This is a genomic window from Vogesella oryzagri, from assembly GCF_040148885.1.
Classification (GTDB): domain Bacteria; phylum Pseudomonadota; class Gammaproteobacteria; order Burkholderiales; family Chromobacteriaceae; genus Vogesella; species Vogesella oryzagri.
In genome coordinates, this window is sequence record NZ_JBEFLD010000004.1 from 208,715 (window position 1) to 233,541 (window position 24,827).

At 63.4% G+C, this 24,827-nt stretch carries 20 protein-coding genes; 6 read left to right on the forward strand and 14 right to left on the reverse strand.

Annotated elements, in window-relative coordinates:
- Nucleotides 1-375: 375 nt before the first annotated feature.
- The 3 genes from ABNW52_RS08705 to mnmC form a co-directional block, all read right to left on the reverse strand.
- A complete protein-coding gene (locus tag ABNW52_RS08705; protein WP_349586470.1) occupies nt 376-2,358 on the reverse strand; it encodes a site-specific recombinase in 1,983 nt (660 codons plus the stop codon).
- Nucleotides 2,359-2,614: 256 nt separating this feature from the next.
- Entirely contained in the window at nt 2,615-5,188 is a 2,574-nt protein-coding gene (clpB, locus tag ABNW52_RS08710) for an ATP-dependent chaperone ClpB (RefSeq protein ID WP_349586473.1), read from the reverse strand.
- A 181-nt stretch (nt 5,189-5,369) separates the two neighbouring features.
- On the reverse strand, nt 5,370-7,355 hold the full coding sequence (mnmC, locus tag ABNW52_RS08715; RefSeq protein ID WP_349586476.1) for a bifunctional tRNA (5-methylaminomethyl-2-thiouridine)(34)-methyltransferase MnmC2/FAD-dependent 5-carboxymethylaminomethyl-2-thiouridine(34) oxidoreductase MnmC1: 1,986 nt from the start codon (nt 7,353-7,355) through the stop codon (nt 5,370-5,372).
- Between the two features lie 358 nt (nt 7,356-7,713).
- Here mnmC and ABNW52_RS08720 point away from each other — a divergent pair, with 358 nt between their 5' ends.
- Nucleotides 7,714-9,750 (forward strand): methyl-accepting chemotaxis protein, encoded by a 2,037-nt coding sequence (locus ABNW52_RS08720; protein ID WP_349586479.1) that lies wholly within the window; start codon nt 7,714-7,716, stop codon nt 9,748-9,750.
- Between the two features lie 174 nt (nt 9,751-9,924).
- On the opposite strand, the gene ABNW52_RS08725 is transcribed toward ABNW52_RS08720, so the two are convergent.
- Genes ABNW52_RS08725 through ABNW52_RS08750 form a run of 6 tightly spaced genes read right to left on the reverse strand, consistent with a single transcriptional unit; the run spans nt 9,925 to nt 15,464 of the window.
- Nucleotides 9,925-10,716 carry a phosphate/phosphite/phosphonate ABC transporter substrate-binding protein gene (locus ABNW52_RS08725; RefSeq protein ID WP_349586481.1) on the reverse strand — a complete coding sequence of 264 codons (792 nt, stop codon included), beginning with the start codon at nt 10,714-10,716 and terminating at the stop codon, nt 9,925-9,927.
- A gap of 3 nt (nt 10,717-10,719) precedes the next feature.
- Complete coding sequence (locus ABNW52_RS08730) at nt 10,720-11,475, reverse strand: ABC transporter permease (RefSeq protein ID WP_349586484.1); 756 nt, start codon at nt 11,473-11,475, stop codon at nt 10,720-10,722.
- A complete protein-coding gene (locus ABNW52_RS08735) occupies nt 11,472-12,407 on the reverse strand; it encodes an ABC transporter ATP-binding protein (protein WP_349586487.1) in 936 nt (311 codons plus the stop codon). Before ABNW52_RS08735 ends, ABNW52_RS08730 begins: the two co-directional genes overlap by 4 nt.
- Nucleotides 12,391-13,518: an ABC transporter permease gene (locus ABNW52_RS08740; RefSeq protein ID WP_349586489.1), complete on the reverse strand. Its 1,128-nt coding sequence runs from the start codon at nt 13,516-13,518 to the stop codon at nt 12,391-12,393. Before ABNW52_RS08740 ends, ABNW52_RS08735 begins: the two co-directional genes overlap by 17 nt.
- Nucleotides 13,519-13,571: 53 nt before the next feature.
- The gene (gene osmF, locus ABNW52_RS08745) at nt 13,572-14,495 is read right to left on the reverse strand and encodes a glycine betaine ABC transporter substrate-binding protein OsmF (RefSeq protein WP_349586492.1); all 924 of its coding nucleotides are present in this window, start codon (nt 14,493-14,495) and stop codon (nt 13,572-13,574) included.
- Between the two features lie 30 nt (nt 14,496-14,525).
- Nucleotides 14,526-15,464 carry a fatty acid desaturase gene (locus tag ABNW52_RS08750; RefSeq protein WP_349586495.1) on the reverse strand — a complete coding sequence of 313 codons (939 nt, stop codon included), beginning with the start codon at nt 15,462-15,464 and terminating at the stop codon, nt 14,526-14,528.
- A gap of 410 nt (nt 15,465-15,874) precedes the next feature.
- On the opposite strand from ABNW52_RS08750, the gene ABNW52_RS08755 reads away from it, so the two are divergent.
- Nucleotides 15,875-16,939 carry a DNA-binding protein gene (locus ABNW52_RS08755; RefSeq protein WP_349586497.1) on the forward strand — a complete coding sequence of 355 codons (1,065 nt, stop codon included), beginning with the start codon at nt 15,875-15,877 and terminating at the stop codon, nt 16,937-16,939.
- Here ABNW52_RS08755 and ABNW52_RS08760 read toward each other — a convergent pair.
- The 5 genes from ABNW52_RS08760 to ABNW52_RS08780 form a co-directional block, all read right to left on the reverse strand.
- Complete coding sequence (locus ABNW52_RS08760) at nt 16,919-17,404, reverse strand: GAF domain-containing protein (RefSeq protein ID WP_349586500.1); 486 nt, start codon at nt 17,402-17,404, stop codon at nt 16,919-16,921. The two genes, ABNW52_RS08755 and ABNW52_RS08760, sit on opposite strands and share 21 nt — an antisense overlap.
- A 92-nt stretch (nt 17,405-17,496) precedes the next feature.
- Nucleotides 17,497-18,234 (reverse strand): beta-ketoacyl-ACP reductase, encoded by a 738-nt coding sequence (gene phbB, locus ABNW52_RS08765; RefSeq protein ID WP_349586503.1) that lies wholly within the window; start codon nt 18,232-18,234, stop codon nt 17,497-17,499.
- A 123-nt stretch (nt 18,235-18,357) separates the two neighbouring features.
- Nucleotides 18,358-19,227: a ribosome small subunit-dependent GTPase A gene (gene rsgA / locus ABNW52_RS08770; RefSeq protein WP_349586506.1), complete on the reverse strand. Its 870-nt coding sequence runs from the start codon at nt 19,225-19,227 to the stop codon at nt 18,358-18,360.
- A complete protein-coding gene (locus ABNW52_RS08775) occupies nt 19,224-19,550 on the reverse strand; it encodes a 4a-hydroxytetrahydrobiopterin dehydratase (protein ID WP_349586509.1) in 327 nt (108 codons plus the stop codon). Before ABNW52_RS08775 ends, rsgA begins: the two co-directional genes overlap by 4 nt.
- Nucleotides 19,547-20,791, reverse strand: a complete 1,245-nt coding sequence (locus ABNW52_RS08780; protein WP_349586512.1) for a M48 family metallopeptidase — start codon at nt 20,789-20,791, stop codon at nt 19,547-19,549. Before ABNW52_RS08780 ends, ABNW52_RS08775 begins: the two co-directional genes overlap by 4 nt.
- A 64-nt stretch (nt 20,792-20,855) precedes the next feature.
- Here ABNW52_RS08780 and orn point away from each other — a divergent pair, with 64 nt between their 5' ends.
- The 4 genes from orn (at nt 20,856) to ABNW52_RS08800 (ending at nt 24,790) form a co-directional block, all read left to right on the forward strand.
- The gene (gene orn / locus ABNW52_RS08785) at nt 20,856-21,401 is read left to right on the forward strand and encodes an oligoribonuclease (RefSeq protein WP_349586515.1); all 546 of its coding nucleotides are present in this window, start codon (nt 20,856-20,858) and stop codon (nt 21,399-21,401) included.
- 9 nt (nt 21,402-21,410) lie between these two features.
- Nucleotides 21,411-23,060, forward strand: coding sequence for a glucose-6-phosphate isomerase (gene pgi, locus ABNW52_RS08790; RefSeq protein WP_349586518.1), 1,650 nt, complete (start codon nt 21,411-21,413; stop codon nt 23,058-23,060).
- Nucleotides 23,053-23,541 (forward strand): CinA family protein, encoded by a 489-nt coding sequence (locus tag ABNW52_RS08795; protein WP_349586521.1) that lies wholly within the window; start codon nt 23,053-23,055, stop codon nt 23,539-23,541. The genes pgi and ABNW52_RS08795 overlap by 8 nt, the downstream gene beginning before the upstream one ends.
- Nucleotides 23,542-23,785: 244 nt before the next feature.
- Nucleotides 23,786-24,790 carry a BMP family lipoprotein gene (locus ABNW52_RS08800; RefSeq protein ID WP_349586524.1) on the forward strand — a complete coding sequence of 335 codons (1,005 nt, stop codon included), beginning with the start codon at nt 23,786-23,788 and terminating at the stop codon, nt 24,788-24,790.
- The last annotated feature ends 37 nt before the right edge of the window (nt 24,791-24,827 follow it).

The following is a 24,827-nucleotide window of genomic DNA, read 5'->3' on the forward strand; positions in this document are numbered from 1 at the left end:
TTGAAAAACGGAAAGCGAATGGAATGGGGTGGTCATTCCATCCTTGGTATGACTGGACGGGCGCGATTGAAAGCGATTTCGCCGTCCGCTTCAAGCCGCGGCGGCGGGATTCGGATACAAAACAGAGTCATGACCAGCTTGCGTATGACGGCCCACTTTGCTGCCGTGCACCAAGTTGTTGAAATAACAGCAGCTATGCTCTTGGTTTTTTCTTGGAAGACTACAAACAGTTACAAAAAAGAACGGTAAAAATATGATTTTCACCATGATCTAGATCAGGTGTTTAGCAAAAGGTCGCAGAGAGTTGGTTGTTGTTTGATGCAGGTCGAAAAAATGGCGACGCAGTACGTCGCCATTGGCGTGGAGCGAGCAGGCTCAGTGCCCGGCTTTGTCGGCCGGTGGGATCAGAAAATCCATCGGCCGGCACACCGCCAGCTTCAGCACCGCCGGCAACAGCGGCAGCGCATCGGTGCCCTTGAGCTTGCGCGCGCGCAGTGCCACCCACAGCGCAAGGGTGAAGCTCACCAGCAGATTGGTCATGCCGATCAGCACCACGCCGGCGATGGCCCACAGCGCCATGTTCAGTGGCACCAGGTAGTCGTAGCTCACCGCCGCGTAGGACAGATAGGCCGACGAGAAGGTGATGTGGCGGATGTCCAGCGGCAGGCCCAGCAGAAAGCCCACCGTACCGGTGATGCCGAGGAACAGGCCGAAGTAGAAATTGCCGGCCAGCCCGCCCAGATTGTGCTCCACATAGTGCGCCAGCCGGCGGGTGCGGCGCTCACCCAGCAGCCGGTTCAGCCATGGCAATGCGGCCAACCTTTGCGGGATCTGGCGGTAGATGGCCTTGTTGTCGTAGTAGCCGGCAATCAGCCCGGCCAGGAACAGATACACGCCGGCAATGGCGGCATACAGCAGCGCCAGGCTGTCGAACGGGTGTTGGTCGTGCAGCAGATGGCTGGCTTTTTCAATGTCGATCACCGGGCTGCCGGTAATCGCCTTCCAGCTGGCGGCGATCAGCCACGCCACCGGTATCGCCACCAGCACGTTGCCGAGGATGGCCACCAGCTGGGTGCGCAGTACCTTGGCCACCAGCTCGGCCAGCTCATTCAGCTGCGGCTTGCCGTTGGCCTGGTGAATCACCGCGGCGATGCGCGCGGCGGTCATCGCTGGTTGCTTGGTGGCGACGGTGAAGTGCAGCACGTGGATCAGCATGAAACCCAGCGAGTAGTTGAGGCCGAAGGCCAGCGCCTCCCAGATCAGCGGCAGGTGCAGCTTGGCCAGCAGCAGCTTGAACAGCGCCATGAAGCCGACGATCAGCCCGGCGCCCATCGCGGCGCGGGCCATGTCTTTCCACTCGCTGCGGTTCTCGGCGATGTAGTGCTCGCCGTGGCGGCCGGCGTGTTCGGTTACCTGGCGCGCCAGCAGTTCGGTGTTGCTGGTGAACACGTCGCGCACGCTGAACTTGCGGTTTTCCGCGCGCACCAGCTCGGCCAGCAGGTGGAACAACGCGCCGTCCTGCGCCGGGCTGATGTCCTGATCCAGCAGCCGCAGCACGGTACGCAACCGTTCGATATGCTGTGTCAGCCGCTGCAGGTGGTAGGTCAGGCTGACCGACACGCCACACTCGAGCGCTACCTTGCGCAGTCGGCCGATCAGCTGCTCGCACTGGTCCAGCAACACCAGCATCTGCTTGTCGTCTTCGGCCTGCAGCGTCGGCTCACTCATCGCCGCGCGCGCGGATTCGACAAAATGCAGCGCCTCGGCCGACAGGTGCAGGAACGGCGATTCGAAGCGTTCGATGTCCGGGTACACCCGCACCAGCTCCGGCTCCAGCCCGATGGCGGTAATGCGCGCGGTCAGCACCTGCACCGCCTCCAGCAATTGCAGCCGGGTAGGGTTGGCCGCGGCCAACGTTTCTTCGTGCCAGGCCAGCGCCTGCCACAGCTCTTGCCACACGGCCGGCTCGACCGCGCCGACCCAGCGGTAGTCCTCCTTGCCGCAGAAAATCACGCCGAACTGGTCGGCCAGGTGGGCATTGGAGCGTGCCGGCGGCAGCAGGCGTTCGCCGATGCGGCGCTTGATGGCCTGGAAAAACGTCTCGTTGGAGAGCAGGCCGGTGTCGGTGTACAGCTGCACCTGGCGCGATTGCGCCAGCAGATCCAGCAGCGCATTACGCAGTGCGGCGCGTTGTTCGCTGTGGCGGGTCAGCAGGTAGGTGAGGGCGCGCAGGTTGCTGGTGGCCTGTACGAGGTCGCCGGCATCGTCCGGGCGCAGCTGGGCCGCCAGCGCGGCCAGAGCGGCGACGGGAGATTCATCCGGCTGGCGCGTGGCCAGCTTGTTAAGCAGTTGATCCATGCGGTTTCCAGAGTTGATTGTATGGTGCCCGGTATCCCGTGGCGCAGTGGCCGGGATGGGCTTGCTAAGGCAAGTGGCGTGCCAGCCGCGGGGCGGCACGCAGGGGTTAAACGCCTGAACAGGCTTGATGACAGACAAGCCGAGCCGGGGTGGAGTTCAATCTTTCTGGCCTGTGGCTTCGCCGGCGGCAACAAAAATGCGGCCAACCTGTGGGCAGGTTGGCCGCATTTTGTGACACGCCGATGTCGCCGCCGGCTTAGTCGAACTGCAGCTGGCCGGCGCGCGCTTCCACCATGATGGTGGATTTCGGCGGGTACTTGCCAGCCAGAATCGCCTTGGCCAGCGGGTTCTCGATCTCGCTCTGGATCGCCCGTTTCAGCGGCCGTGCGCCATATACCGGGTCGAAGCCGGCATCGGCGATCAGGCTCAGCGCCTCGTCGCTTACCTGCAGGCTGATATCCAGCTTGGCCAGGCGTTGTTCCAGCCGTTTCAGCTGGATGCGGGCGATGGACTTGATCTGCGTCTCGCCCAGGCTGTGGAACACCACCAGCTCATCAATGCGGTTGACGAACTCCGGCCGGAAGTGCGCCTTCACCTCCGCCAGCACCGCCAGTTTCACCACCTGGTAGTCGTCGCTGGCCATGCTCTGGATGTGCTGGCTGCCCATGTTCGACGTCATCACGATCACCGTGTTCTTGAAGTCCACGGTACGGCCCTGGCCGTCGGTCAGGCGGCCGTCGTCCAGCACCTGCAGCAGCACGTTGAACACGTCCGGGTGCGCCTTTTCGACCTCGTCCAGCAGGATCACGCTGTACGGCTTGCGGCGCACCTGCTCGGTGAGCATGCCGCCTTCCTCGTAGCCGACATAGCCCGGTGGCGCGCCGATCAGGCGTGATACCGAGTGTTTTTCCATGTACTCGGACATGTCGACGCGGATCAGGTGTTCCTCGCTATCGAACAGGAAGCCGGCCAGCGCCTTGCACAGCTCGGTCTTGCCCACGCCGGTGGGGCCGAGGAACAGGAAGGAGCCGTACGGGCGGTTGGGGTCGGCCAGGCCGGAGCGCGAGCGGCGGATGGCGTCGGCCACGGCGGTAACGGCTTCGCTTTGCCCCACCACGCGCTGACACAACACGTCCTCCATGTGCAGTAGCTTCTCGCGCTCGCCGGTCAGCATTTTCGACACCGGGATGCCGGTCATGCGCGAGATCACCTCGGCGATCTCCTCGGCGCCGACCTGGGTGCGCAGCAGGCGGTTGGGCTTGTCGCCGCTGCCGGCGGCTTCCGCCTCCTTCAGGCGGCCTTCCAGTTGCGGCAGCTTGCCGTACTGCAGCTCGGCCAGTTTCTGCCAGTCACCCTTGCGTTTCAGCTCGTCCATTTCCACCTTCAGGCGCTCGATCTCTTCCTTGATCGACTGGCTGCCCTGCTGGCTGGCTTTCTCGGCCTTCCAGATTTCTTCCAGGTCGGCATAGTCGCGCGACAGGTCGGTGATTTCTTCCTCGATCAACTGCAGCCGCTTCTTCGAGGCCTCGTCGGTTTCGCGCTTTACCGCCTCGCGCTCGATTTTCAGCTGGATCAGGCGGCGGTCGAGCTTGTCCATTTCCTCCGGCTTGGAGTCCAGCTCCATCTTGATGCGGCTGGCGGCCTCGTCGATCAGGTCGATGGCCTTGTCCGGCAGGAAGCGGTCGGTGATGTAGCGGTGGCTCAGCTCGGCGGCGGCGACGATGGCCGGGTCGGTGATATCCACGCCGTGGTGAATCTCGTACTTTTCTTGCAGCCCGCGCAGGATGGCGATGGTGTCCTCTACCGTCGGCTCGTCCACCAGCACCTTCTGGAAGCGGCGCTCCAGCGCGGCGTCTTTCTCGATGTACTTGCGGTACTCGTCCAGCGTGGTGGCGCCCAGGCAGTGCAGCTCGCCGCGCGCCAGCGCCGGCTTCAGCATATTGCCGGCATCCATGGCACCATCGGCCTTGCCGGCGCCGACCATGGTGTGGATTTCGTCGATGAACAGGATGATGTTGCCCTCATCCTTGGCGATGTCGCTGAGTACCGCCTTCAGCCGTTCCTCGAACTCGCCGCGGAATTTGGCGCCGGCGATCAGCCCGGCCATGTCCAGCACCAGCAGTTTCTTGTGCTTCAGGCTTTCCGGTACTTCGCCGTTGACGATGCGCTGCGCCAGGCCTTCGACGATGGCGGTCTTGCCGACGCCCGGCTCGCCGATCAGCACCGGGTTGTTCTTGGTGCGGCGCTGCAGTACCTGGATGGCGCGGCGGATCTCGTCGTCGCGGCCGATCACCGGGTCCAGCTTGCCGGCACGGGCGCGCTCGGTCAGGTCGAGGGTGAATTTTTTCAGTGCCTCGCGCTGGCTCTCGGCATCGGCGCTGCCCACGCTGTCGCCGCCGCGTACCGCTTCCACCGCGGCGTGGATGGCGGCGCTGTTGCCGCCGTGCTGTTTCAGCAGGCGGCCGGTTTCGCCCTTGTCGTCGGCCAGCACCAGCAGGAACAGCTCGCTGGCGATGAACTGGTCGCCGCGCTTCATCGCCGCCTTGTCGGTCAGGTTCAGCAGGTTGCCCAGCTCGCGCGACACGGTGATCTCGCCGCCGGTGCCGGTGACTTTCGGCAGCCGGTCGGTGGCATCGCGCAGGCTGGTCTTCAGCGCGCCGGTGTTGACGCCGGCACGGGCCAGCAGGCTGCCGACGCCGCTGTCGGCATCGTCCAGCATGGCCAGCAACACGTGCTGCGCCTCGATGTAGGCGTTGTCTTCGCCCAGCGCCAGGCTTTGCGCTTCGGCCAGGGCTTGTTGAAACTTGGTGGTCAGTTTTTCGAATCGCATTCCATGCTCCTCGTGTAACGCTTGAATACCTGCAAGTTTGGGAGAGAGTTGCCGGATTTCAAGCACCTGCCATGTGCGCGGGTTGCGATTGCCGCGTGGTTTGATCGTAGACAAAAAAACAGCCCGTGCAGGGCACGGGCTGACGGGGCAAGGTTGGCCGCATGCGGCCAAGCTGTGACGGTTATGGCTGCTGCTTGCGGATCAGGCCGCGCAGCAGGAAGCGGCTGGGGTGAATGGCATCCATGATCGGCTTGGGCAACGGCAGTGGTTCGTCTTCCAGCAGACTGGCCAGCACCTCGCCACACAGCGGGGCGGTGACCATGCCGCGCGAACCGTGCGCGGTGGTGACAAACAGCCCTGGAATATCCGGCGCCGCCGTGTCCGGCTGCAGGCTGGCGTCGCGCGACAGCATGCCGTACTGCGCGGCAAAGGCGTCGCGATCCACCAGCGGCCCGGCGATGGGCAGGTAGTCCGGGCTGGTGCAGCGCAAGGCAGCGCGGCCGCTGCAGTGCTCTGCTTGCAGCTGGCCGCCGCCCAGCGCCTGGTACAGCGCCGGGGCCATGCCGGCCAGCATCGCCAGGTTTTCCTGGTGTTCTTCCGCGGTGGTATCGCCCGCGACTGGCTCGAACTTGAAGGTGGCGCCAAAGCAGTGGCTGTCATGGCGTGCCGGTGAGATATAGCCTTCGCCGCACACCACGCTCTGCAGCGCCCGGCTGGCCGCCGTGGCGGGCAGTACCGACACCTGGCCGCGAATGGCCTTGAGCGGCAGGTGGCTGCTGGCGGGAAGCTGGCGGGTGTCGTTGGCATTGGCCAGCACCGCGATGCGGCCCGTCGCCAGCTCGCCCTGCTGGCCGCTGGCTACCCACTGGCCGTCGGCGGCGCGCCGGCTCAGTTCGTCGACGGTAACACCCAGCTGCAGCCGGATATTGGGGTGCGCCAGCAATTGCCGCACCAGTGCCGGCGGGTGCAGCCAGCCGCTTTGCGGAAAATACAGCGCCGACTGGCTTAGTACGATGCCGGCCAGCGCGCTGGCTTCGTCGGCATCCACTGCGCGCAACAGACCCGTGGGCAGGCCGGCTGCGGCCAACCCCTGCTGGCGTTTGCGCTCGCCGGCGTCGTGCGCCAGCTGCAATACGCCGCAAGGCTGCCAGCTGTCTTCGCCCGGCGGCAGCTGCGCGTGCAGGGTGCGCAGGCTGTAGCTGTAGCCGGACAGCAGCAGGCGGGTAAGCGGGGTGAAGTGTGGCGACAGCTTGGTGTACAGCACGCCTTGCGGGTTGCCGGAGGCTTCGCTGGCCGGCGCCGGCTGGCGGTCGAGTACGGTCACCTGCCAGCCGCGAACGGCCAGGCTGTACGCCACGCTGGCGCCGGCAATGCCGGCCCCGATCACGATGGCGCTGCGCTCGCTGGCGGCTGCTTCGGGGCGGGCATACCACGGCGCCTGCCAGCTGGCGGCCGGCGCTTGCCGTAGTTGGCCGCGGCACATCGCCCATTTGCTACCATGGCCCGGCACCTTTTCTACACTGAAACCTGCTTCGCGCAGCCCGCGGCGCACGCTGCCGGCACAGGTGAAGGTGGCGAGGGTGGTGCCGGCGGCAGACAGCCGCACCAGCTGCGCGAACAGTGCCGGCTGCCACATGTCCGGGTTGCGCGCCGGGGCAAAACCGTCCAGAAACCAGGCGTCGATGCGGGCATCCAGCTGCGGCAGGGTGTCCAGTGCATCGCCCACCAGCAGCGTCAGCGTGACACGGCCGTTTTCCAGCACAAACCGGTGCCAGCCGGGCGGCAGTTCGGCGTATTGCTGCAGCAGTTGCGCGGCTTCGCGGGCCAGTTGCGGCCACAGCGCCAGTGCGCGTTGCAGGTCGTGCGGCTGCAGCGGATGTTTTTCGGTGCTGACATACGCCAGCCGCGCGCTGGCCGGGGCGTGCTGCAGAAAGGTCTGCCACGCCACCAGAAAGTTCAGCCCAGTGCCAAAGCCGGTTTCGCCGATGCTGAACAGCGCGTGCTCGCCGAGGGCGGCAAAGCGCTGCGGCAGCTGGTTGTTGGCGATGAACACGTGCCGGGTTTCGTCGATGCCGCTATTGCGGGAGAAATACACGTCGTCGTAATCGCTGGATCTGGGCTGGCCGCTGCTCCAGTCGATACGGGCGGTTTGAATGGGGGAAGACATGGTTGTGCTGCGCTGAAAGCGAGGTAACGTCGGAACGGCGCACAGTATGCCCGCAGTTGGCGCCGACAGACACGCGCTGGCTCAAGATTTGTGCATGCGCGGCGCTGCTTTTCGCGCGGCGGGTGCGGCAGGGCGCCAGTGTGGTGTACAGGGTACAAGCGTGGCCGGCCCGGCACGACCGGCAAGCGTATGAAATGTATAGATATTTGATTGTCTACAGTCGACACTATGGCTGGCGCAGGCAAAGCTGGCCGATAATTTGCATGTCAGCTGCGACAGGTTCTATAGAATCGACAGCCTATTACAGACGCGCTGCATGAGATCCATGACGGCGCGCCCTTAAAACGTGGAGACAGAAATGAAACACGCGATGCGTATCGGCACGCGGCTGGTGCTGGCCCAGGTCGTACTGATGGTGCTGTTGGTGGCGGCGTTCATGCTGCCTGCCTATTACTTCTCGCAAAAATTGCTGCAGGCGCGTACCCAGGCGGTGCAGCAGCAGCTGATCAGCCAGTCGGTAAACATGATCGAGGGCTTCGACGATGCGCTGAAGATTTCCGCCGCCCAGTTCGAGCGCATGTATGTGGCCAGTTTTCCGGCCACCATTACCTTGGTACCGGGGCAGAACATGCCGCTGGAAGGCGCGGGCGAGGTGCCGGTGCTGAAGTCCGGCGACATGGTGCTCAACAACAATCATGACTTGGCCGGCGAGTTTGCCATTCGTAGCGGCAATGCCGCCGCGGTGCTGGTGCGCGCGGGCGATGACTTCGTGCGCATCTCCACCTCGCTGCTGACCGCCGACGGCAAGCGGGCGGTAGGCAGCAAGCTGGAGCGCGGCAGCGCCGCCTACGAGCGCCTGCTGAAGGGCATGCCCTACCAGGGCAAGATGGTGCTGTTCGACAAGGAGTACGTGGTCAGCTTCAGCCCGATCAAGGACGAGCAGGGCCAGGTGGTGGGTGCCACTTCGGTCGCCATTGGTGCCAGTGAAGGTGTGGGCGGTCTGCTGGCGCGCCTGACCAAGGTGCGCATCGGCGAATCCGGCCATATCAATATCGTGGACGTGAACAAGGGCGGGCGGGATTACGGTCGCTTCGTGCTGCATCACAAACTGTCTGGTCGCAGCGTGGACAAGGATCTGGATACCAGCGGCCAGCCGTACCTGAAAGACTTGCTGGACAGCAAGAGCGGCAGCCTGGCGGTGCAGCTGCCGGGTGAGAACGGCAAACCGGTGGCGCACATGCTCAGCTGGCAGCGGCTGGACGCCTGGGGCTGGCTGATCGTCAGCGACGAGCTGACCAGCGAGCTGCAGCGCGACAACCGCCTGCTGCTGCAGGGGCTGATCGGCGGCTGCGTGCTGCTGCTGGTGCTGATGTCGCTGGCGCTGTGGGTGCTGACTGGCCGACTGGTTGGCCGCCCGGTGCGCACGCTGGTGCGCTCGGTGGGCGAGGTGCGCGATAGCCATGACCTGACGCGACGTATCGAAGTGGCGCGCCGCGACGAAGTGGGCGAGGTGGCGGACGCCATCAACAGCCTGCTGGAGAACTTCCGCCACGCGCTGAACCGTACCAGCGAACATGCTTCCGAGCTGGAGTCGGCCGCCCGCGAACTGGCGGACAAAGCGGCGGCGGCGGCCAACTCGTCCGGCGAGCAGCGCGAAAGCGCCACGCTGATGCATGGCTACAGTCAGCAGCTGGGTGGCAGTGTGCATCAGATCGAACAGGTGGCCGGCGAAGCCAGTCGCGCCGCCAGCGCGTCCAGCGACGCGGCGACGCAAGGCAGTCGCAGCCTGGTGGCGGCGGTGGAGGAGGTGAACCGCATCTCGGGCACGCTGGGTGCTGCCGCCGGCAGCCTGCATAGTCTGGAAGACAGTGCCAAGCAGATTTCCACCATCATCGGCGTGATTCACGATATTGCCGAGCAAACCAATTTGCTGGCGCTGAATGCAGCGATCGAGGCAGCGCGGGCGGGTGAGTTTGGCCGCGGCTTTGCCGTGGTAGCGGACGAGGTGCGCAAGCTGGCGGAGCGCACCAGTGCGGCCACCGGCGAGATTTCCGGCATGATCGGCTCGATGCAGTCGGCAACCGGCTCGGCGGTGGATGCCATGCGCCAGTCGGTAACGTTGGCCGCCAACGGCGCCGCCATCACCGGCGAGGCGCGCCAGGCCATCGACAGCATTCTGGATGCCTCGCGCGAGACCATGGCAGTGGTGACGCAGATTCACCAGCGGCTGGTGGAGCAGCGCGCCAGCGTGCAGCAGATTGTTACCCAGGTGGAGCAGGTGGCGAACCTGGCCGGGGTAAGCAACGAGGCGGCCAACCGCTCGGCGGAAACCGCACAGCACATGACCGGGCTGGCCAATGCGCTGCGCGACGAGGTGAACGTGTTCCGCACCTGAGTCGCGGGTGCCATATCAGTAAAAACGGGCCGTCATGGCCCGTTTTTTATGTGCGACAACGGCTGTTCCGCCCGTAAGGTTGGCCGCTTCCGGCGTGAGCGCTGGTTGCCGAGCGTCCGGCATGGGTGCTCACCAACCGGCTTCGGATCGCCAGCCGGATGTTTGCCATGGTTGCTACCACGCCCTCAGACGTTCAGGGTTGGCCGCGGCCTGCAGTCGCAACGGCAGATAGTCGTCGTTGCTCAGTGGTGTAAAACCGCGGATGCGCAGCATCTGCAGCGTGGGTTGCAGCGCGGGGTCGGCAACGCAGGCAGCCAGGGACTGACGCAGTAGCTGCACCACGGCTGGCGGCGTGTGTCGACCGGTGATCAAAGGCAGCCCGGGAACGAGGGTGCTGTGGCCGATGCAGCGCAGCCTGGCGAATACCGCCGGCTCCGCCTCGGCCAGCAGCCAGGCGCTGACGCTGTCGAGCGCGGCAATGTCGGCGCTGCCATCGGCCACCAGGCGGGCGGAATGGCGGTGTCCGCCACTGAATAATACGCGGCTAAAGAACGGCGACTGAGGCGGTAGTGCGGCGACCAGGGCGCGCAGCGCATGGTAGCCGGATTGCGAGTGTGGTTCGTTGCAGGCGGCGCGGGCGCCGCGAAAGTCGGCAAGTTGCTGACGCGGATCGTCGCGCCGCACCACGAGCTGACTGCTGTACAAGTATCCGCTGCAGCCAGGTACATCGTAATGAAATGCGCCCAGCACGGTCACGGTGTCGGCCAGCAGCGTGGCCACCGGGTAGCCGCAACTCTGGCTTAACAGCAACTGCGGCGTCTTCCAGTGCGCCAGGTAGTCGTCCGGCAGCGTCAATTCTGCCGGTAGTCCGGCCAGCCCACCGGCCTGCAGGCGCTGGCGCAGCGCGGCCCATAACTCGGCCAGTGCCGTCGGGGCATGCGGGTACATTGGCAGGCTGCACAGCATGTGTCACTCCACCGCCGTGTGCGGAGCCAGCCAGGTCGCCAGCCACTCGAACAGTTGATCGGCCACCACGGCCAGTAGGGCAACCAGTAGCGCCCCCTGGATCACGTAGGCGGTATTGAAGCCGCTAAGCCCGACGATGATGGGCAGCCCCAGTGTCTTGGCGCCCACGGTGGAAGCAATGGCGGCGGTGCCGATATTGATCACCACCGAGGTGCGGATGCCGGCCAGGATGACCGGTGCGGCCAACGGTAGCTCCACTTGGCGCAGGGTCTGCGCCGGGGTCATGCCCATGCCCAGCGCCACTTCGCGCAGGTGGGCGGGGATGGCGTCCAGCCCGCTGAGCGTGCCGTGCGCGACTGGTAGTAAGCCGTACAGCACCAGTGCGATCAGCGCCGGCCACTCGCCAAAGCCGATCAGCGGTGCCGCCACTGCCAGCACGGCGACCGGCGGCAGCGACTGGCTGATGGCGATGACGGTCTCGAACAGTGGTCGCAGATCGCGCCAGGCGGTGCGCGACACTAGCAGGCCGGCCCCGGCGCCCAGCAGCACGGCAATACTGCTGGAGGCCAGCACGATGCCCAGATGCGCCAGCACCAGCGTGCCGAAGCTTTCCTGCACATACAGCGGCCGATCCAGCTCTGGGAACAGCCAGGCAAACAGCGGCGTGGCGTGGGGCAGGAGCAGCAAGGCGGCCAGCAACAGGCCGCTGGCCAGCAGCAAGGCGCGGCGGGCCAGCAGTGCACGCAAGGGGCGCATCATGATGCCTTGCCGCCCAGCAGGTCGCAGAACAGCAGGGCCCCGGCATGCTGGCCCTGCTCGTTGACCACCGGCAGGCGGTCCACCTGACGACTGACAAATTGCGACAATGCCTCGCGCAGCGTGCAGTCGCTGCGGATCGGTTCGCCCTCGGCGCGGGCGGTGGGCTGCACCCGGCTGGCAACGGTTGTCAGCCCCAGCAGGCGCACGCCGGCATCGCTCTGGCCGACAAAGTCGCGCACAAAGTCATTGGCCGGTTGCAGCAGAAAGCTTTCCGGCTTGCCCTGCTGCACGATGCGTCCCTTGTCCATCAGCACTATGTGCTGCCCTAACTGCAATGCTTCATCGATATCGTGGGTGACCAGCACGATGGTCTTGCCGGATAGCTTCTGGATGCGGGCGAGCTCCTGCTGCAGGCTGCCGCGGGTTACTGGGTCCAGTGCGCCGAATGGCTCGTCCATCAGTAGTACCTCCGGATCGGCGGCCAGCGCCCGCGCGACGCCTACCCGTTGCTGCTGCCCGCCGGACAGCTGGTGCGGGTAACGCTGGCGGAATGTTTCAGCAGGCAGGTGCAGCAGCTCCAGTAGTTCGGTCACGCGGTTGCGGATGCGCGCTGCCGGCCACTTGAGCAGTGTCGGTACGGCGGCGATGTTCTGTTCCACCGTCCAGTGCGGAAACAGGCCGACTGACTGGATGGCGTAGCCGATGCGGCGGCGCAGGACTTCCGGTGTCTGTTGGCGGATGTCCTCTCCGGCCAGGCGGATGCTGCCGCTGTCCGGCTCGATTAGGCGGTTGATCATCTTCAGTGTGGTGGATTTGCCAGAGCCGGAGGTGCCGATGAGCACCGTCAACTCGCCGGCGGTGATCTGCAGCGACAGCCCGTCCACGGCATTGCTGTGCTGGAAGCGTTTGCTGACGTTAGAAATGTCGATCATGGTTTTTCCTGTCGAGCCAGGCGATGGCCAGTTTGAAGCCGGCGTCCACGGCGATGGCCAGTGCCACTACTGGCAACACGCCCAGCAGCACTTGGTCCAGCGCGCTGCCGGACAAGCCCTGGAACATGATGGCGCCAAAGCCGCCGGCACCGATCAGAGCGGCGACGACGGCCAGACCTACAGCCTGGACGGCGGTAATGCGCACGCCACCGATGAACACCGGCAGAGCCAATGGCAGCTCTACGCGCAGAAAAATCTGCCAGCCTGTCATGCCGATGCCACGGGCGGCATCGCGCACTTCGGCTGGTACCTGTTGCAGCCCGGCATAGGTGCCGCGCGCCAGCGGCAGCAAGGAATACAGGGTGAGCGCTACCGTTGCCGGCAGCATGCCGACGCCGGCGATACCGCTGCCCGGTAGTTGTTTGCCCAGCCAGGCCAGTGGGCCGATCAACAGACCGAACAAGGCGATGGAAGGGATGGTCTGTACGATATTGAGGGCGGGAAACACCCAGTCGCGCAGGCGGGCCAGCCGGAAGGCAAGCAGGCCCAGCGCGGTGCCCAGCAACAGGGCCGGCAGCAGCGACAGTACGACCAGCTGCACGTGTTGCTGTAGGGCGCTGTCGAAGCTGTCGCGAAAATTGTCGTATTCCCTGAGTAGCGACAGCTGGTTCAACTGGCCGCTGGCCAGTAGCAGGCCGGCCGGCAGCAGCGCTGCCAGCGTCAGCAGGGTTCGCCATGGGGAGGTCAATGCAAGCCGGCGGCTGCTTTCCATGTAAAACAGCAGGCTGCCCAGTAGCAGCAGCCAGAATCCGCCACCAAAGGAGATGCGCGCCAGCGACTCGGCATCGCTATCCAGCAGCCGGGCACTACTGCCGGCCAGCCACGGCAGGGCATTGCCCAGCAGGATGGTGGCCAGCAGCCGGGTCCAGTGCCAGGGGCGATTGTCTGGTAGCCACGGCGATGCCAGCAGCACGCCGAGTGGCGCCAGCAGCAGCCAGGGCAGGTAGCCGGGCAGGGCGGTCAACGCGATGCCGTGTCCGGTAAGCAGGCGGTTGGCCGCATGCGTGAGAAACGGCAGTGCACAGCCGCCCAGCAGCAGCAGCGCCAGCAACAGCCAGACCCGATCGGGTCCGGCTGTATGGCCGTTGTGTGCCGGCGTTGCGCTCACTTGATGAAGCCCTTGCTCTTCAGGTAGCTGGCGGCCACTTTACGGGCATCCTTGCCTTCGATGGCAATGCTGGCATTGAGCTGCTGCAGCGTGGCGCTGCTGAGCGAACGGAACACCGGGGCGAGCAACTGGGCGATGCGAGGCTGCTTGGCCAGTGCGTCGGCGCGGATGATGGGTGCCGGCGCGTAGATGGGCTGCACGCCCTTCACGTCGTCCAGTGTTACCAGCCCCAGCGCAGCGACCGGGCCATCGGTGCCATAGGCCATGGCGGCATTCACGCCGGAAGTCTGCTCGGCGGCGGTCTTGATGGTAACGGCGGTATCGCCGCCTGCCAGTGTCAGCAGCTGATCCTGCTTGAGCTTGAAGCCGTAGGCACTCTGGAAGGCCGGTAGCGCATCCGGCCGCTCTATGAATTCCGCGGATGCGGCCAACTTGAAGTTGCCGCCGCTGCTGATGTAGCGGCCAAGGTCGCTCAGCGTTTTCAGCTTGTTAGCGCTAGCCACGTCCTTGCGGATGGCGATCGCCCAGGTGTTGTTGGCAGGGGATGGTGTCAGCCAGGTTAGCTGGTTCTTTTCCTGATCCAGCTTTTTCACCAGTTGGTAGCCGGCGTCGACGTTTTTCCAGGCCGGGTTTTTTTCATCGGCAAAAAAGAACGCGCCATTGCCGGTGTATTCCGGGTAGATGTCGATTTCCCCCGCGGTAATGGCGCCGCGCACGACCTTGGTGTTGCCGAGCGAGACCTTGTTGGTGGTCTTGATGCCGTTGGCTTCCAGCACCTGCACGATGATGTTGCCCAGTAGTGCGCCTTCGGTGTCGATTTTCGAGCCAACGCGGATGGTGTCCGCGGCAAAGGCCGTGGCGGCGTACCCCACACTCAGCAAGGTGAGTAGCGACAGTGACAGCAGGCTGCGTTTGTTCATGGTGTGTCCTCGGGTTGGTGGTGGACTAGTTCAGGCAAAGGGATGGAATTCGCTGATCACTGGCTGGCGTCGATGCCTCCAGAGCAGGGGCAGATAACCGGTTTCGTGAAAGCCGGCGCACTGCTGTAGATAGTGTGCGCGCCGGGCCAGAAACAGCGGGCGCAGACGGTACCAGGCGACGCCCGGATGTTGGTGGTGAACCAAGTGGTAGTTTAGGTTCAGGAATAGCAGGCGCCAAGGTAACGCGGCCTCGTTGATAACGGAGCGGGCGGCGGGTGCCGGCTGTGCACGGTGCTCGTAGAAGGAGCGCACCATGGCCAGCGATAGTGCCGGGTAAGCCACCCCCAGCAGGTAATGCAGCGGGTGAATACCGGCCCGCCACAGGCCGTACAGCAGGGCGGTCACCAAGAGCAGGTGGCTGCTCCAGATCAGCGCAGTGCGGTGGTCGCGTTGGCGGTAGGCGCCGGCCAGTGTGCTGAACCAGCCCAGTGCCGGCCCCAGCAGCAAGCGGCCCGGCGCGGTATTGCGCCAGCGCACGATGGCGCGCCACCGCGTCGGCGTTTTGCCTTGGCGCAGGTAATAGCTTTCCGGGTCGCTGCCCGGCAGGGTCAGGCTGTCGTCGTGGTGATGTGCCAGGTGGGTATCGCGATACACCGGGTACGGGTACCACACTGCCAGCGGTGCCATGCCGAGTAGGGTATTCAGGCGCTGGCTGCGCGTCGGGTGGCCATGAATCAGTTCATGTTGCAGCGACATGTACCAGCAGCTAAACACGATCAGCAGCGAGGTGCCCAGCAGCGGACCAAGGCTGTGCCAGCCCAGCACGGTGCCGGTCCAGCCGCCGTAGATGGTGGCGATGAGCAGCCAGGTTTGCCATTCAAACCGCGCGCCGACGCTGTCGGGAGTGGTCGTGCGTTTGGTGTGTGCGGCGCAGCTTGGCCGCATGGCGTGCTGGGGTGTGCGGTACATGTGGCTCTCACAGAGTCGAGACAGTAAGGGCGCCACTATAAACAGCCGTCTTTTTGAAACTAAACACGAAAAATCGACAAGCAAATCACGTTGGCAATGCAAAGCACATCCACAACAAAGATGTTTGCTCGGGCTGTTGCCAGCGGCATGGCATTGCCGCGGCGGCAGGCTGGCCAATGGTGAGGTGTTGTCGGGCGTGACTGCCCGGGTGGTGCCGGTCTTTGTGTCGGCATGCCCGCTTCTGTCGACAGCGCCGTCGAGTGCTTTATGCCGGGCCGGGTGGTTTGGGTTGCGGGGTTGTTGGTCGGGGTGGTTCTGGCGGAGTTGAGCTGGTTTCGTGCAATAAATAATGTAATACGTAATAAATTATCTTGCTGCTAGCTGTTACAATGCGGCCAACAGGAGGGGTTATGGATATTTATGCGCGTATCCGGCAGGTGGCGTTCGAACTGGTGGCCGAAGGGGTGTGGCCGACCGTCGTGGAGGTGCGGACCCGCCTGGGTACCGGCTCCAATACCACCATCAACAACACATTGAAGCAGTGGCGGCAGGAGTTTCTGGCGCGCATGGCCAGCAATGTGCGGCGCCCGGATTGGCCGGCTGGCCTGGCCGAGGCGGTGGACCAGCTATGGCAGCGTGCCTGCGAGCAGGCCGAAGCCCATCTGGAGGCCCTGCGTGAAGAAGCCAAGGCCGAGGTGGCGCGTCTGGTGGCGGAACTGGCCGAGCAACATCGGCAGCTGGATGCGCGCGGCGCGCAGCTGGCCACGCTGGCGCAGGAACACGAGCAACTCAAGACGCAGCATCAGCAGCTGCAGCTGCAGCATGCGGAAGACGGCCGCCGCCGAGTGGTGCTGGAGGAAAGCCTGGCCGGGCTGAATGCATCGCTGGACGAGGCGCGCAATCAGTTGGTGGCGGTGCAGAAAGACGCCGATGCGCGCGTGGCAGTGCTGGAGCAGCGCCACGACGAGCGGCTGCAGCAGGCGGCGCAAGAGGCTGAGCGGCGCGAGGCGCTGGCGTACGAGCGTTTTGAGGGTATGCGGATACGCCTCTACCAGCAGGTAGAAGAAGAGCGCGCGACAATGAAGCAGCAGATGGCGCAACAGCAGAATCAGCTGCAGCAACTGGCGCAGGAGCTGGAGTCAACGCGGCAACTGCAGCGCCAGCAGCTGGCGGATACCGCACGCGAGCAAGGCAGACTGCAGGCGCAATGCGAGGCGGCGCAGCAGCGGACGCTTACGCTGGAAGGCGAGGTCGCTGCCGCGCGCCAGGTCGAGGCGCAGCAACAGCAGCAACTGGTGCAGCTGAGCAATGAGCTTGGTGCGCTGGGTGTGCACCGACAATTGCTATCGCGCCAGCTGCCGGAATTGCTGCTCTGGCTGCAGCAGGAGCGGGAGGCGCTGCAAACGTTGGCCGCAACGGACTATGTCGCGGCCCTGCGGCAGCGTTTTGCCGGCTTACTGGAACAGGCGGCCTAAGCGGGCGCAAATTTGCTCCAGATAGTCGCGATCGGTATCGTCGAAGCTGGCCAACTCAATCGAGTCAACATCCAGCACGGCGCGTACCGTACCGTGCGGGTCAAACACCGGCACCACGATCTCGGAGCGCGACAGCGACGAGCAGGCAATATGCCCCGGGAAAGCATCGACATCGGGCACCACCAGGCTCTGTGCTTGTGCCCAGGCACTACCGCAGACGCCTTTGCCCTTGCGGATGCGGGTGCAGGCGATGGGGCCCTGGAATGGTCCTAGCACCAGCTGTTCGTCCTTCACCAGATAAAAGCCGGTCCATAGCCAGCCAAATGTGTGGTGAATGGCGGCGCAGGTGTTGGCCATGGCGGCGATCAGGTCGTCTTCACTGTCGATCAGCGCCTGCGCTTGTGGCAGCAGGGTCTGGTAGCGTTCCTGCTTGCTGCTGCCGTCAATGATCAGATTCTCGGCCACGCGAAATCCTTTGTAGATGAGGGGTGGGGCGTGAGGATAACAAAAAAGCCGGAGCGCTTGCTCCGGCTTTTTGCATCCAGCACCCAGGTGCATTACATCATGTGCTGACCGCCGTTGATGGCGAAATCGGCGCCGGTAATGAAGCCGGCGATGTCGGACGACAGGTAGGTTACCAGACCGGCAATTTCTTCCGGCTTGCCAAGACGTCCCACCGGGATATTGGCGATGATCTTGTTGCGCACATCTTCCGGCACGGCCATCACCATGTCGGTGCCGATATAGCCCGGGCTGACGGTGTTGACGGTCACACCCTTGCGCGCCACTTCCTGTGCCAGTGCCATGGTGAAGCCGTGCATGCCGGCCTTGGCTGCCGAGTAGTTGGTTTGGCCGAACTGGCCCTTCTGGCCGTTGATGGACGAGATGTTGACGATGCGGCCAAAGCCACGCTCGGTCATGCCGTCCACCACCGGTTTGCACAGATTGAACAGCGAATCCAGGTTGGTGCTGATCACAGCATCCCAGTCGGTTTTGTTCAATTTGCGGAAGGTAGCGTCGCGGGTGATGCCGGCATTATTCACCAGCACATCCACCGGACCGATCTCAGTCTGGATTTTGGCGACAGCGACCTGGCAGGCGTCAAAATCGGTTACGTCGCATTGCACGGCGTGCACATCAAAACCTTGACCCTTCATGTCAGCCAGCCAGGCACCTTCTTTGCCCGGGCGACTGTAAGTGGTGACCACGGTGTGGCCGGCCTCTGCCAGCGCCTTGCAAATGGCGGTGCCGATGCCACCCATGCCCCCTGTTACCAATGCGATACGTTTTGTCATAGTGCTGGCTCCTTGTCTGTTTGTAGTCTGCGTCGTGCAGGCTACTGGTCACGTATTTTGTTTTGATGACAGATTAGGGGCGTCACGGACAAATGTAAATCGCTTGTAACCGCTAAATTTTAATCATTTTGAATTAATTGCCTGGTTGACCAGCTTTTGCAGCAACTCCAGCCGGGCCGGGCGAATGTGGCCGTCCTTGCTGGCCTGTTTCAGTGCGCAATCCGGCTCCTGGCGATGGGTGCAATTGTGAAAACGGCAGTGGCCGATAAATTCACGCATTTCCGGAAACAGCCCGGCCAGCTCGGTTGCACCAATATGGGATAGTCCGAATTCCTGCAGACCGGGGGAATCGATCAGATGGCTGTCGGCATCAAGGTGGTACAGCGCAGCATGGGTGGTGGTGTGGCGGCCGGCATCCAGCGCCTCGGAGATCTCACCGACACGGGCGGCGGCTTCCGGTAGCAGTGCATTGGTGATGGTGGATTTGCCCATGCCGGATTGTCCGACAAGAACACTGGTGTTGCCATGCAGCAGCGGGCGCAGTGCGTCGGCACCCTGTTTGGCACTGATGGTCACCAGTTGGTAGCCCAGTGCACGATACGGCTGCAGCTTTTGCAGCCAGGCATCGGTTTCCGGCAGGTCACTCTTGTTGACCACGATGATGGGTTCAATATCCGCGGCTTCTGCCGCCAGCAGGCAGCGGCCCAGCAGTTCTTCGCTGGGGCTGGGGACGGCGGCGGTGACAAAGAAAATACGCGTCACGTTGGCCGCGATCAGCTTGGTGCGCCAGTCGTCCTGGCGGTAGAGCAGGCTGTGGCGGTCATGGGTGCCCTCGATTACCGCCTGCTCGTTGTTGAGCACGGTGATGTCCACATTATCGCCACAGGCGTAATCCACGCGCTTGCCGCGGCTGGTGCAGTCGTAGGTGCGGTCACCGCTTTCCACGATGAAGCGGCGGCCATAGGAACGGATGATCTGACCGGCCTGCTTCATGCGCGGCCAACCAGTGCCTGGGTTTTCGCCGCGCAGATGAAATCGTTGAGGGTCAGGCCGCCGGCATCGTGGGTGGAGAAGCGCACCTCGGCGCGGTTGTAATGCACCGACATGTCCGGGTGGTGGTCTTCGGCGTGGGCGATCCACGCCAGCGCGTTAACAAAGGCCATGGTCTTGTAGTAGTCGGCAAAGCCGAAGGTCTTTACCAGTTCGATGCCGTCCAGCTGCCAGCCCGGCAGGTGGCCCAGCAATTCGGCAACGGTTTCCTGGCTGAGTGAATGTTGGCCGTGTTGTGGCTCGCAATGCATGTCGAGCAGGTTCATGGGTTGGTTCCTTGCAGGTGGGCGATACGCAGGCTCGCCGGTGGATGAGAGTCGTAAAACGCGGAATGCAGTGGGTCTGGGGTCAGGGTGCTGGCATTGTCACGATAGAGCTTGGTCAGCGCGCTGACCAGCGCGTCGGCATTGCTGTGGCGGGCGGCAAATTCATCCGCTTGGTACTCGTGGCGGCGCGACAGCATGCTGGACAGCGGGTGCAGCAAAAAAGTGAACACCGGCATGCACAACAGGAACAGTAGCAGGGCGGTGGCCGCAGTCATCTCGCTGCTGCCGAGGCCCAGGTAGAACGCAGGCTGGTACAGCAACTGCGCAAACAGCCACAGGAACAGCAGCGAGCTGGCAAACGTCAGCAGAATGCGACTGCGGATGTGACCATGATGGAAATGTCCCAGCTCGTGCGCCAGCACGGCTTCGATTTCCTCGGGCTCCAGCTGCTCCAGTAAGGTGTCAAAAAACACGATGCGCTTGGATTTGCCCAGCCCGGTGAAGTAGGCATTGCCGTGGCTGGAGCGGCGCGAGCCGTCCATCACGAACACACCGTTGCTGGCAAAGCCGCAGCGCGCCAGCAGCTGGGTGATACGCGCGAGCAGCTCGCTGTCGGCCAGCGGGGTAAAGCGGTTGAAGCGTGGCGCGATCAACGTAGGGTAGGCCCACACCATCAGCAGGCTGAAGCTGCACCAGGTCAGCCAGGTCCACAGCCAGAAGTAATCACCACCATGCTGGATCAGCCATAGCACCGCAGCCAGTATCGGCGTGCCGACCAGCAGCGACAGCAGCAACCCCTTGAGCAGATCGCTAATGAATAGTCGCGCATCGACCTTGCTGAAACCGAAACGGCGTTCGATGACAAAAGTGCTATACAGCGACAGCGGCAGCCCCACCATGCCCATGACCAAGGTGCACAGCCCGATGGTGCCCAGCTGTGCCAGCATGCCGTCCCCCAACAGGTTGGTCGCAAGACGACTGGCCAGCTCGATGCCGCCGCCGACGGTAAGCGTCAGCAGCAGCAAGCCATCCAGTAGGCTACCCACCATGCCGACACGCACGCGGGCGCAGGTATAGTCGGCGGCTTTCTGGTGCTGCTCCAGCGTAATGCTGGCTGTAAATGCGGCGGGTACGGCGCCGCGGTGGCGACGAATGTGACTGATATGGCGAGAAGCCAGCCACCAGCGCAGCCAGCTGCTCAGCAGCAGCGCCAATAGCAGACTCCAGGTAAATGCATTCATCAAGTTGTTTGCCCTGTCGCGGTCAAATCGCGGAAAATGGGCGCATTTTGAAAGACGCCGACTTATGCCGCAAGATCAAAACAACCTCATCTGGCTCGACATGGAAATGACGGGCCTTAATCCGGACAGCGATCGCATCATCGAAATCGCCATCATTGTCACCGACTCCCAGCTCAATACTGTGGCCGAATCGCCGGTTATTGCCGTGCATCAGCCGGACACGGTGCTGGACGCGATGGACGACTGGAACAAGAACACCCACGGCAAATCCGGTCTTATCGACCGCGTCAAGGCATCCACCGTGGACGAGGCCAAGGCCGTCGAGCTACTGCTGACCTTCCTGCAGGAGCACGTGCCGTCCGGCAAATCGCCGATGTGCGGCAATTCCATCTGTCAGGACCGCCGCTTCATGGCGCGCTGGATGCCGCAGCTGGAGACTTACTTCCATTATCGCAACCTGGATGTGTCCACGCTGAAGGAACTGTGCCGCCGCTGGAAGCCGGAAATTGCCAAGGGCGTGGTAAAGAAGGGCAAGCACGAGGCGCTGGCCGACATTCAGGAATCCATCGACGAGCTGCGTTACTACCGCGAGCATTTCCTCAAGGTATAAGCGCAGCACATGATCACTGAACGAACCCATCCCATCAACGAATCGCCGGTGTGGGCGCGCTTGCACCAGCACCAGCGCGCCACCCGTCACGTGCATATGCGCGAGCTGTTCGCGCAGGACCCGCTGCGCTTCGACCGCTATTCGCTGCAGCTCGATGGTCTGCTGCTGGATTACTCCAAGAACCGCATCACCGACCGCTCGCTGGAGTTACTGCTGGAGCTGGCCGATGCGGCCAACCTGGGGCAGTGGCTGCAGTGGATGCGTAGTGGCGAGCGTATCAATGTCAGCGAAGGGCGGGCGGTGCTGCACACTGCGCTGCGCCTGCCATCCGATGCCAGCCTGCCGCTGGGTGGCGTGGACGTGGTGCCGCAGGTACATACTGAGCTGGATCGCGTGTTTGCCTTTGCCGAGCGAGTACGCAGTGGTGACTGGCTCGGTTTTGATGGCCAGCGCATTCGCCGGGTGGTGAATATCGGCATCGGCGGCTCCGACCTGGGGCCGCTGATGGTGGCCGAGGCGCTGAAGCCGTATGCGCAGCCTGGGCTGACGGTGGACTTTGTGTCCAATGTTGATGGTCAGCATCTGGCGCAGGTGCTGGCGCAGTGTGACCCGGCCACTACGCTGTTCATCGTCGCCTCTAAATCGTTTGCCACGCCGGAGACGCTGCTCAATGCGCAGGCGGCACGGCGCTGGTTGGTGGCGGCGGCCGGAGAGGTAGCGGTGCCGCGGCATTTTGTCGCCGTGTCTACCAATGCTGCCGCGGTGCGGGCGTTCGGCATAGATACGGCCAATATGTTCGGCTTCTGGGACTGGGTGGGTGGGCGCTACTCGGTGTGGTCGGCCATCGGCTTGCCGGTGGTGCTGGCCATCGGTGCAGATCACTTTCGTGACTTTCTCGCCGGCGGCGCGCGCATGGATGCGCATTTCTTCGAAACGCCGTTCGAGCGCAACATGCCGGTGCTGCTGGGGCTGATCGGAATCTGGTACAACACCTTCTACGGCGCGCACACACACGCCATCATGCCCTACGACCACGGCCTACGCCGGCTGCCGGCGCATATCCAGCAGCTGGACATGGAATCGAACGGCAAGCGGGTGGGGCGTTGCGGTGAGCGCCTGGATTTCGATACCGGTCCGGTGATCTGGGGTGAGGAGGGTGTCAACAGCCAGCATGCCTTCTTCCAGCTGCTACATCAGGGCACGCGGCTGGTGCCGTGCGATTTCATCGTGGCGATGAATAGTCACTATCCGCTCGATGGTCAGCACCAGGTGCTGGTGGCCAACTGTCTGGCGCAGACCGAAGCGCTGATGCGCGGCAAAACCGAGGCCGAGGTGCTGCAGGAACTGGCAAATGTCCATGGCGACGAGCTGGATATGCTGCTGCCGCAAAAACTGTTCCCGGGCAATCAGCCATCCAACACCATCGCACTGGATCAAGTGACACCGTATACCCTGGGCATGCTGCTAGCGCTGTACGAGCATAAGGTATTCGTGCAGGGCGCCATCTGGGGGGTGAATTCCTTCGACCAATGGGGGGTGGAGTACGGCAAGCAACTGGCCGGCCGCCTGCAGGCAGAGATGGCCGCCGGCGGTGGTGGCGTGCACGATGCGTCCACTATGGGGCTGATGCGGCACTATCTGGAGCGCAAGCATGGATAAATGGCAATTGGCTGCCCAGCTTGGGGCGCAACTGCAGGCCTGCGGCCAACGTGTTACTACCGCGGAATCCTGCACTGGTGGCGGCGTGGCGGCGGCGATCACCGAGATCGCCGGTAGCTCCGCCTGGTTCGATATGGCGGTGGTCAGTTACAGCAATGAAGTGAAGCAGCGCGTGCTGGGGGTGCCGGAGGCTTTGCTGCAGCAGCATGGCGCCGTCAGCGAACCGGTGGCGGCCGCCATGGCGCAAGGAGCGCTCACGTTGGCCGCGGCGGACTGGGCGCTGGCGGTATCCGGCGTGGCCGGCCCAGCTGGCGGCACGGCAGAAAAACCGGTGGGCATGGTGTGTTTTGCCATTGCCGGCACCGTTCTTGCTAAACCGATGACATGGACGCAACACTTTGCCGGTGATCGCCACGCGGTGCGGGAGCAGTCCGTTTGTGCGTTGTTGTCGGCACTCTTGCAACAGTTGGCCGCGCACTGAGCCGGCGTGGCGTGGGTTGCACGGGCCTGTTCCATCGGCCGGTTTGGCAAGCGTAAAAATCCACTGATAACTTTTGGTGCTATGCGTATAATCACGCCCCTGCCTGAAATTTGCACAGTGCAAGGCGGCGTGCCGATCGGCTGCTGATGCAAATTCACTGCGCCTGAAGCCGTGTTGTGGCGATGCTTTGTCGTTACCATGGTCCGGCCAATTCAAACGATACGCACATTGGGAGAAACATCTCATGCAGATTGCCAAGAAACGGGGCTTCGCCATTGCCGCTGCTGCCATGATGGCCGCAGCTTCCTCCAGCTTCGCTTTTACTCCGGCGGTGGTTTACGACCAGGCCGGCAAATTTGACAAGAGCTTCAACGAAGCTGCCTACACTGGCGCTGAGCGCTTCAAGAAGAGCACTGGCGTGGCTTACCGCGAGGCGCAGATCGCCAACGAAGCGCAAAAAGAGCAGGTGCTGCGCAACCTGGCACGCAAGAACATCGACCTGATCGTTGCCGTGGGTTTCTCCTTCACTCAGGCGGTGCAGACCGTTGCTGCCGAGTTCCCGAAAGTGAAGTTTGCCATCGTCGATGACGTGGCGAAGGGTGCCAATGTGCAGTCGGTTCTGTTCAAGGAACAGGAAGGCTCTTACCTGGTAGGCATGGCAGCCGCGCTGGCCTCCAAGTCGCACAAGGTTGGTTTTGTCGGTGGCATGGATGTGCCGCTGATCCGCGCCTTCGGCTGCGGTTACACCCAGGGCGCGCGCGCGGCTGATGGCAAGGTGGAAGTGGTTTCCAACATGACTGGCACCACCCCGCAGGCCTTCAACGATCCGGCCCGTGGCGGCGAACTGGCGCGTAGCCAGTTTGACCGTGGGGTAGATGTGGTCTTCCACGCTGCCGGCGGTACCGGCATGGGCGTGCTGCAGGCAGCCAAGGACAAGAGCAAGCTGGGCATCGGCGTCGATTCCAACCAGAACCACCTGTTCCCGGGCTTCGTGCTGACTTCCATGCTCAAGCGCGTGGATAACGCCGTGTACGACCTGTTCATGGCCGGCAAGAACGGCACCTGGAAGCCGGGTATCGTCACCATGGGTCTGAAAGAAGGCGGTGTGGATTGGGCGCTGGATGCCAACAACCGCAAGCTGATCAGCAAAGACATGGAAAGCAAGATCAACCAGGCCAAGAAAGACATCATTTCTGGCAAGGTGAAGGTTGTTGACTATCGTGCGGCCAACAGCTGCCCGGTGAAGTAAGCCCAAAACGTCTGATTTCCAGATAGGTTGCGCGGCA

Bases quoted from the DNA above. Each gene is read 5' to 3' on its own strand.
- ABNW52_RS08720 (WP_349586479.1), top strand. From the start codon at position 7,714: ATGAAACACGCGATGCGTATCGGCACGCGGCTGGTGCTGGCCCAGGTC.
- osmF (WP_349586492.1), bottom strand. From the start codon at position 14,495: ATGAACAAACGCAGCCTGCTGTCACTGTCGCTACTCACCTTGCTGAGT.
- mnmC (WP_349586476.1), bottom strand. From the start codon at position 7,355: ATGTCTTCCCCCATTCAAACCGCCCGTATCGACTGGAGCAGCGGCCAG.
- ABNW52_RS08725 (WP_349586481.1), bottom strand. From the start codon at position 10,716: ATGCTGTGCAGCCTGCCAATGTACCCGCATGCCCCGACGGCACTGGCC.
- rsgA (WP_349586506.1), bottom strand. From the start codon at position 19,227: ATGAAGCAGGCCGGTCAGATCATCCGTTCCTATGGCCGCCGCTTCATC.
- phbB (WP_349586503.1), bottom strand. From the start codon at position 18,234: ATGACAAAACGTATCGCATTGGTAACAGGGGGCATGGGTGGCATCGGC.
- pgi (WP_349586518.1), top strand. From the start codon at position 21,411: ATGATCACTGAACGAACCCATCCCATCAACGAATCGCCGGTGTGGGCG.
- orn (WP_349586515.1), top strand. From the start codon at position 20,856: ATGCCGCAAGATCAAAACAACCTCATCTGGCTCGACATGGAAATGACG.
- clpB (WP_349586473.1), bottom strand. From the start codon at position 5,188: ATGCGATTCGAAAAACTGACCACCAAGTTTCAACAAGCCCTGGCCGAA.
- ABNW52_RS08755 (WP_349586497.1), top strand. From the start codon at position 15,875: ATGGATATTTATGCGCGTATCCGGCAGGTGGCGTTCGAACTGGTGGCC.
- ABNW52_RS08780 (WP_349586512.1), bottom strand. From the start codon at position 20,791: ATGAATGCATTTACCTGGAGTCTGCTATTGGCGCTGCTGCTGAGCAGC.
- ABNW52_RS08795 (WP_349586521.1), top strand. From the start codon at position 23,053: ATGGATAAATGGCAATTGGCTGCCCAGCTTGGGGCGCAACTGCAGGCC.
- ABNW52_RS08775 (WP_349586509.1), bottom strand. From the start codon at position 19,550: ATGAACCTGCTCGACATGCATTGCGAGCCACAACACGGCCAACATTCA.
- ABNW52_RS08800 (WP_349586524.1), top strand. From the start codon at position 23,786: ATGCAGATTGCCAAGAAACGGGGCTTCGCCATTGCCGCTGCTGCCATG.
- ABNW52_RS08750 (WP_349586495.1), bottom strand. From the start codon at position 15,464: ATGTACCGCACACCCCAGCACGCCATGCGGCCAAGCTGCGCCGCACAC.
- ABNW52_RS08705 (WP_349586470.1), bottom strand. From the start codon at position 2,358: ATGGATCAACTGCTTAACAAGCTGGCCACGCGCCAGCCGGATGAATCT.
- ABNW52_RS08735 (WP_349586487.1), bottom strand. From the start codon at position 12,407: ATGATCGACATTTCTAACGTCAGCAAACGCTTCCAGCACAGCAATGCC.
- ABNW52_RS08730 (WP_349586484.1), bottom strand. From the start codon at position 11,475: ATGATGCGCCCCTTGCGTGCACTGCTGGCCCGCCGCGCCTTGCTGCTG.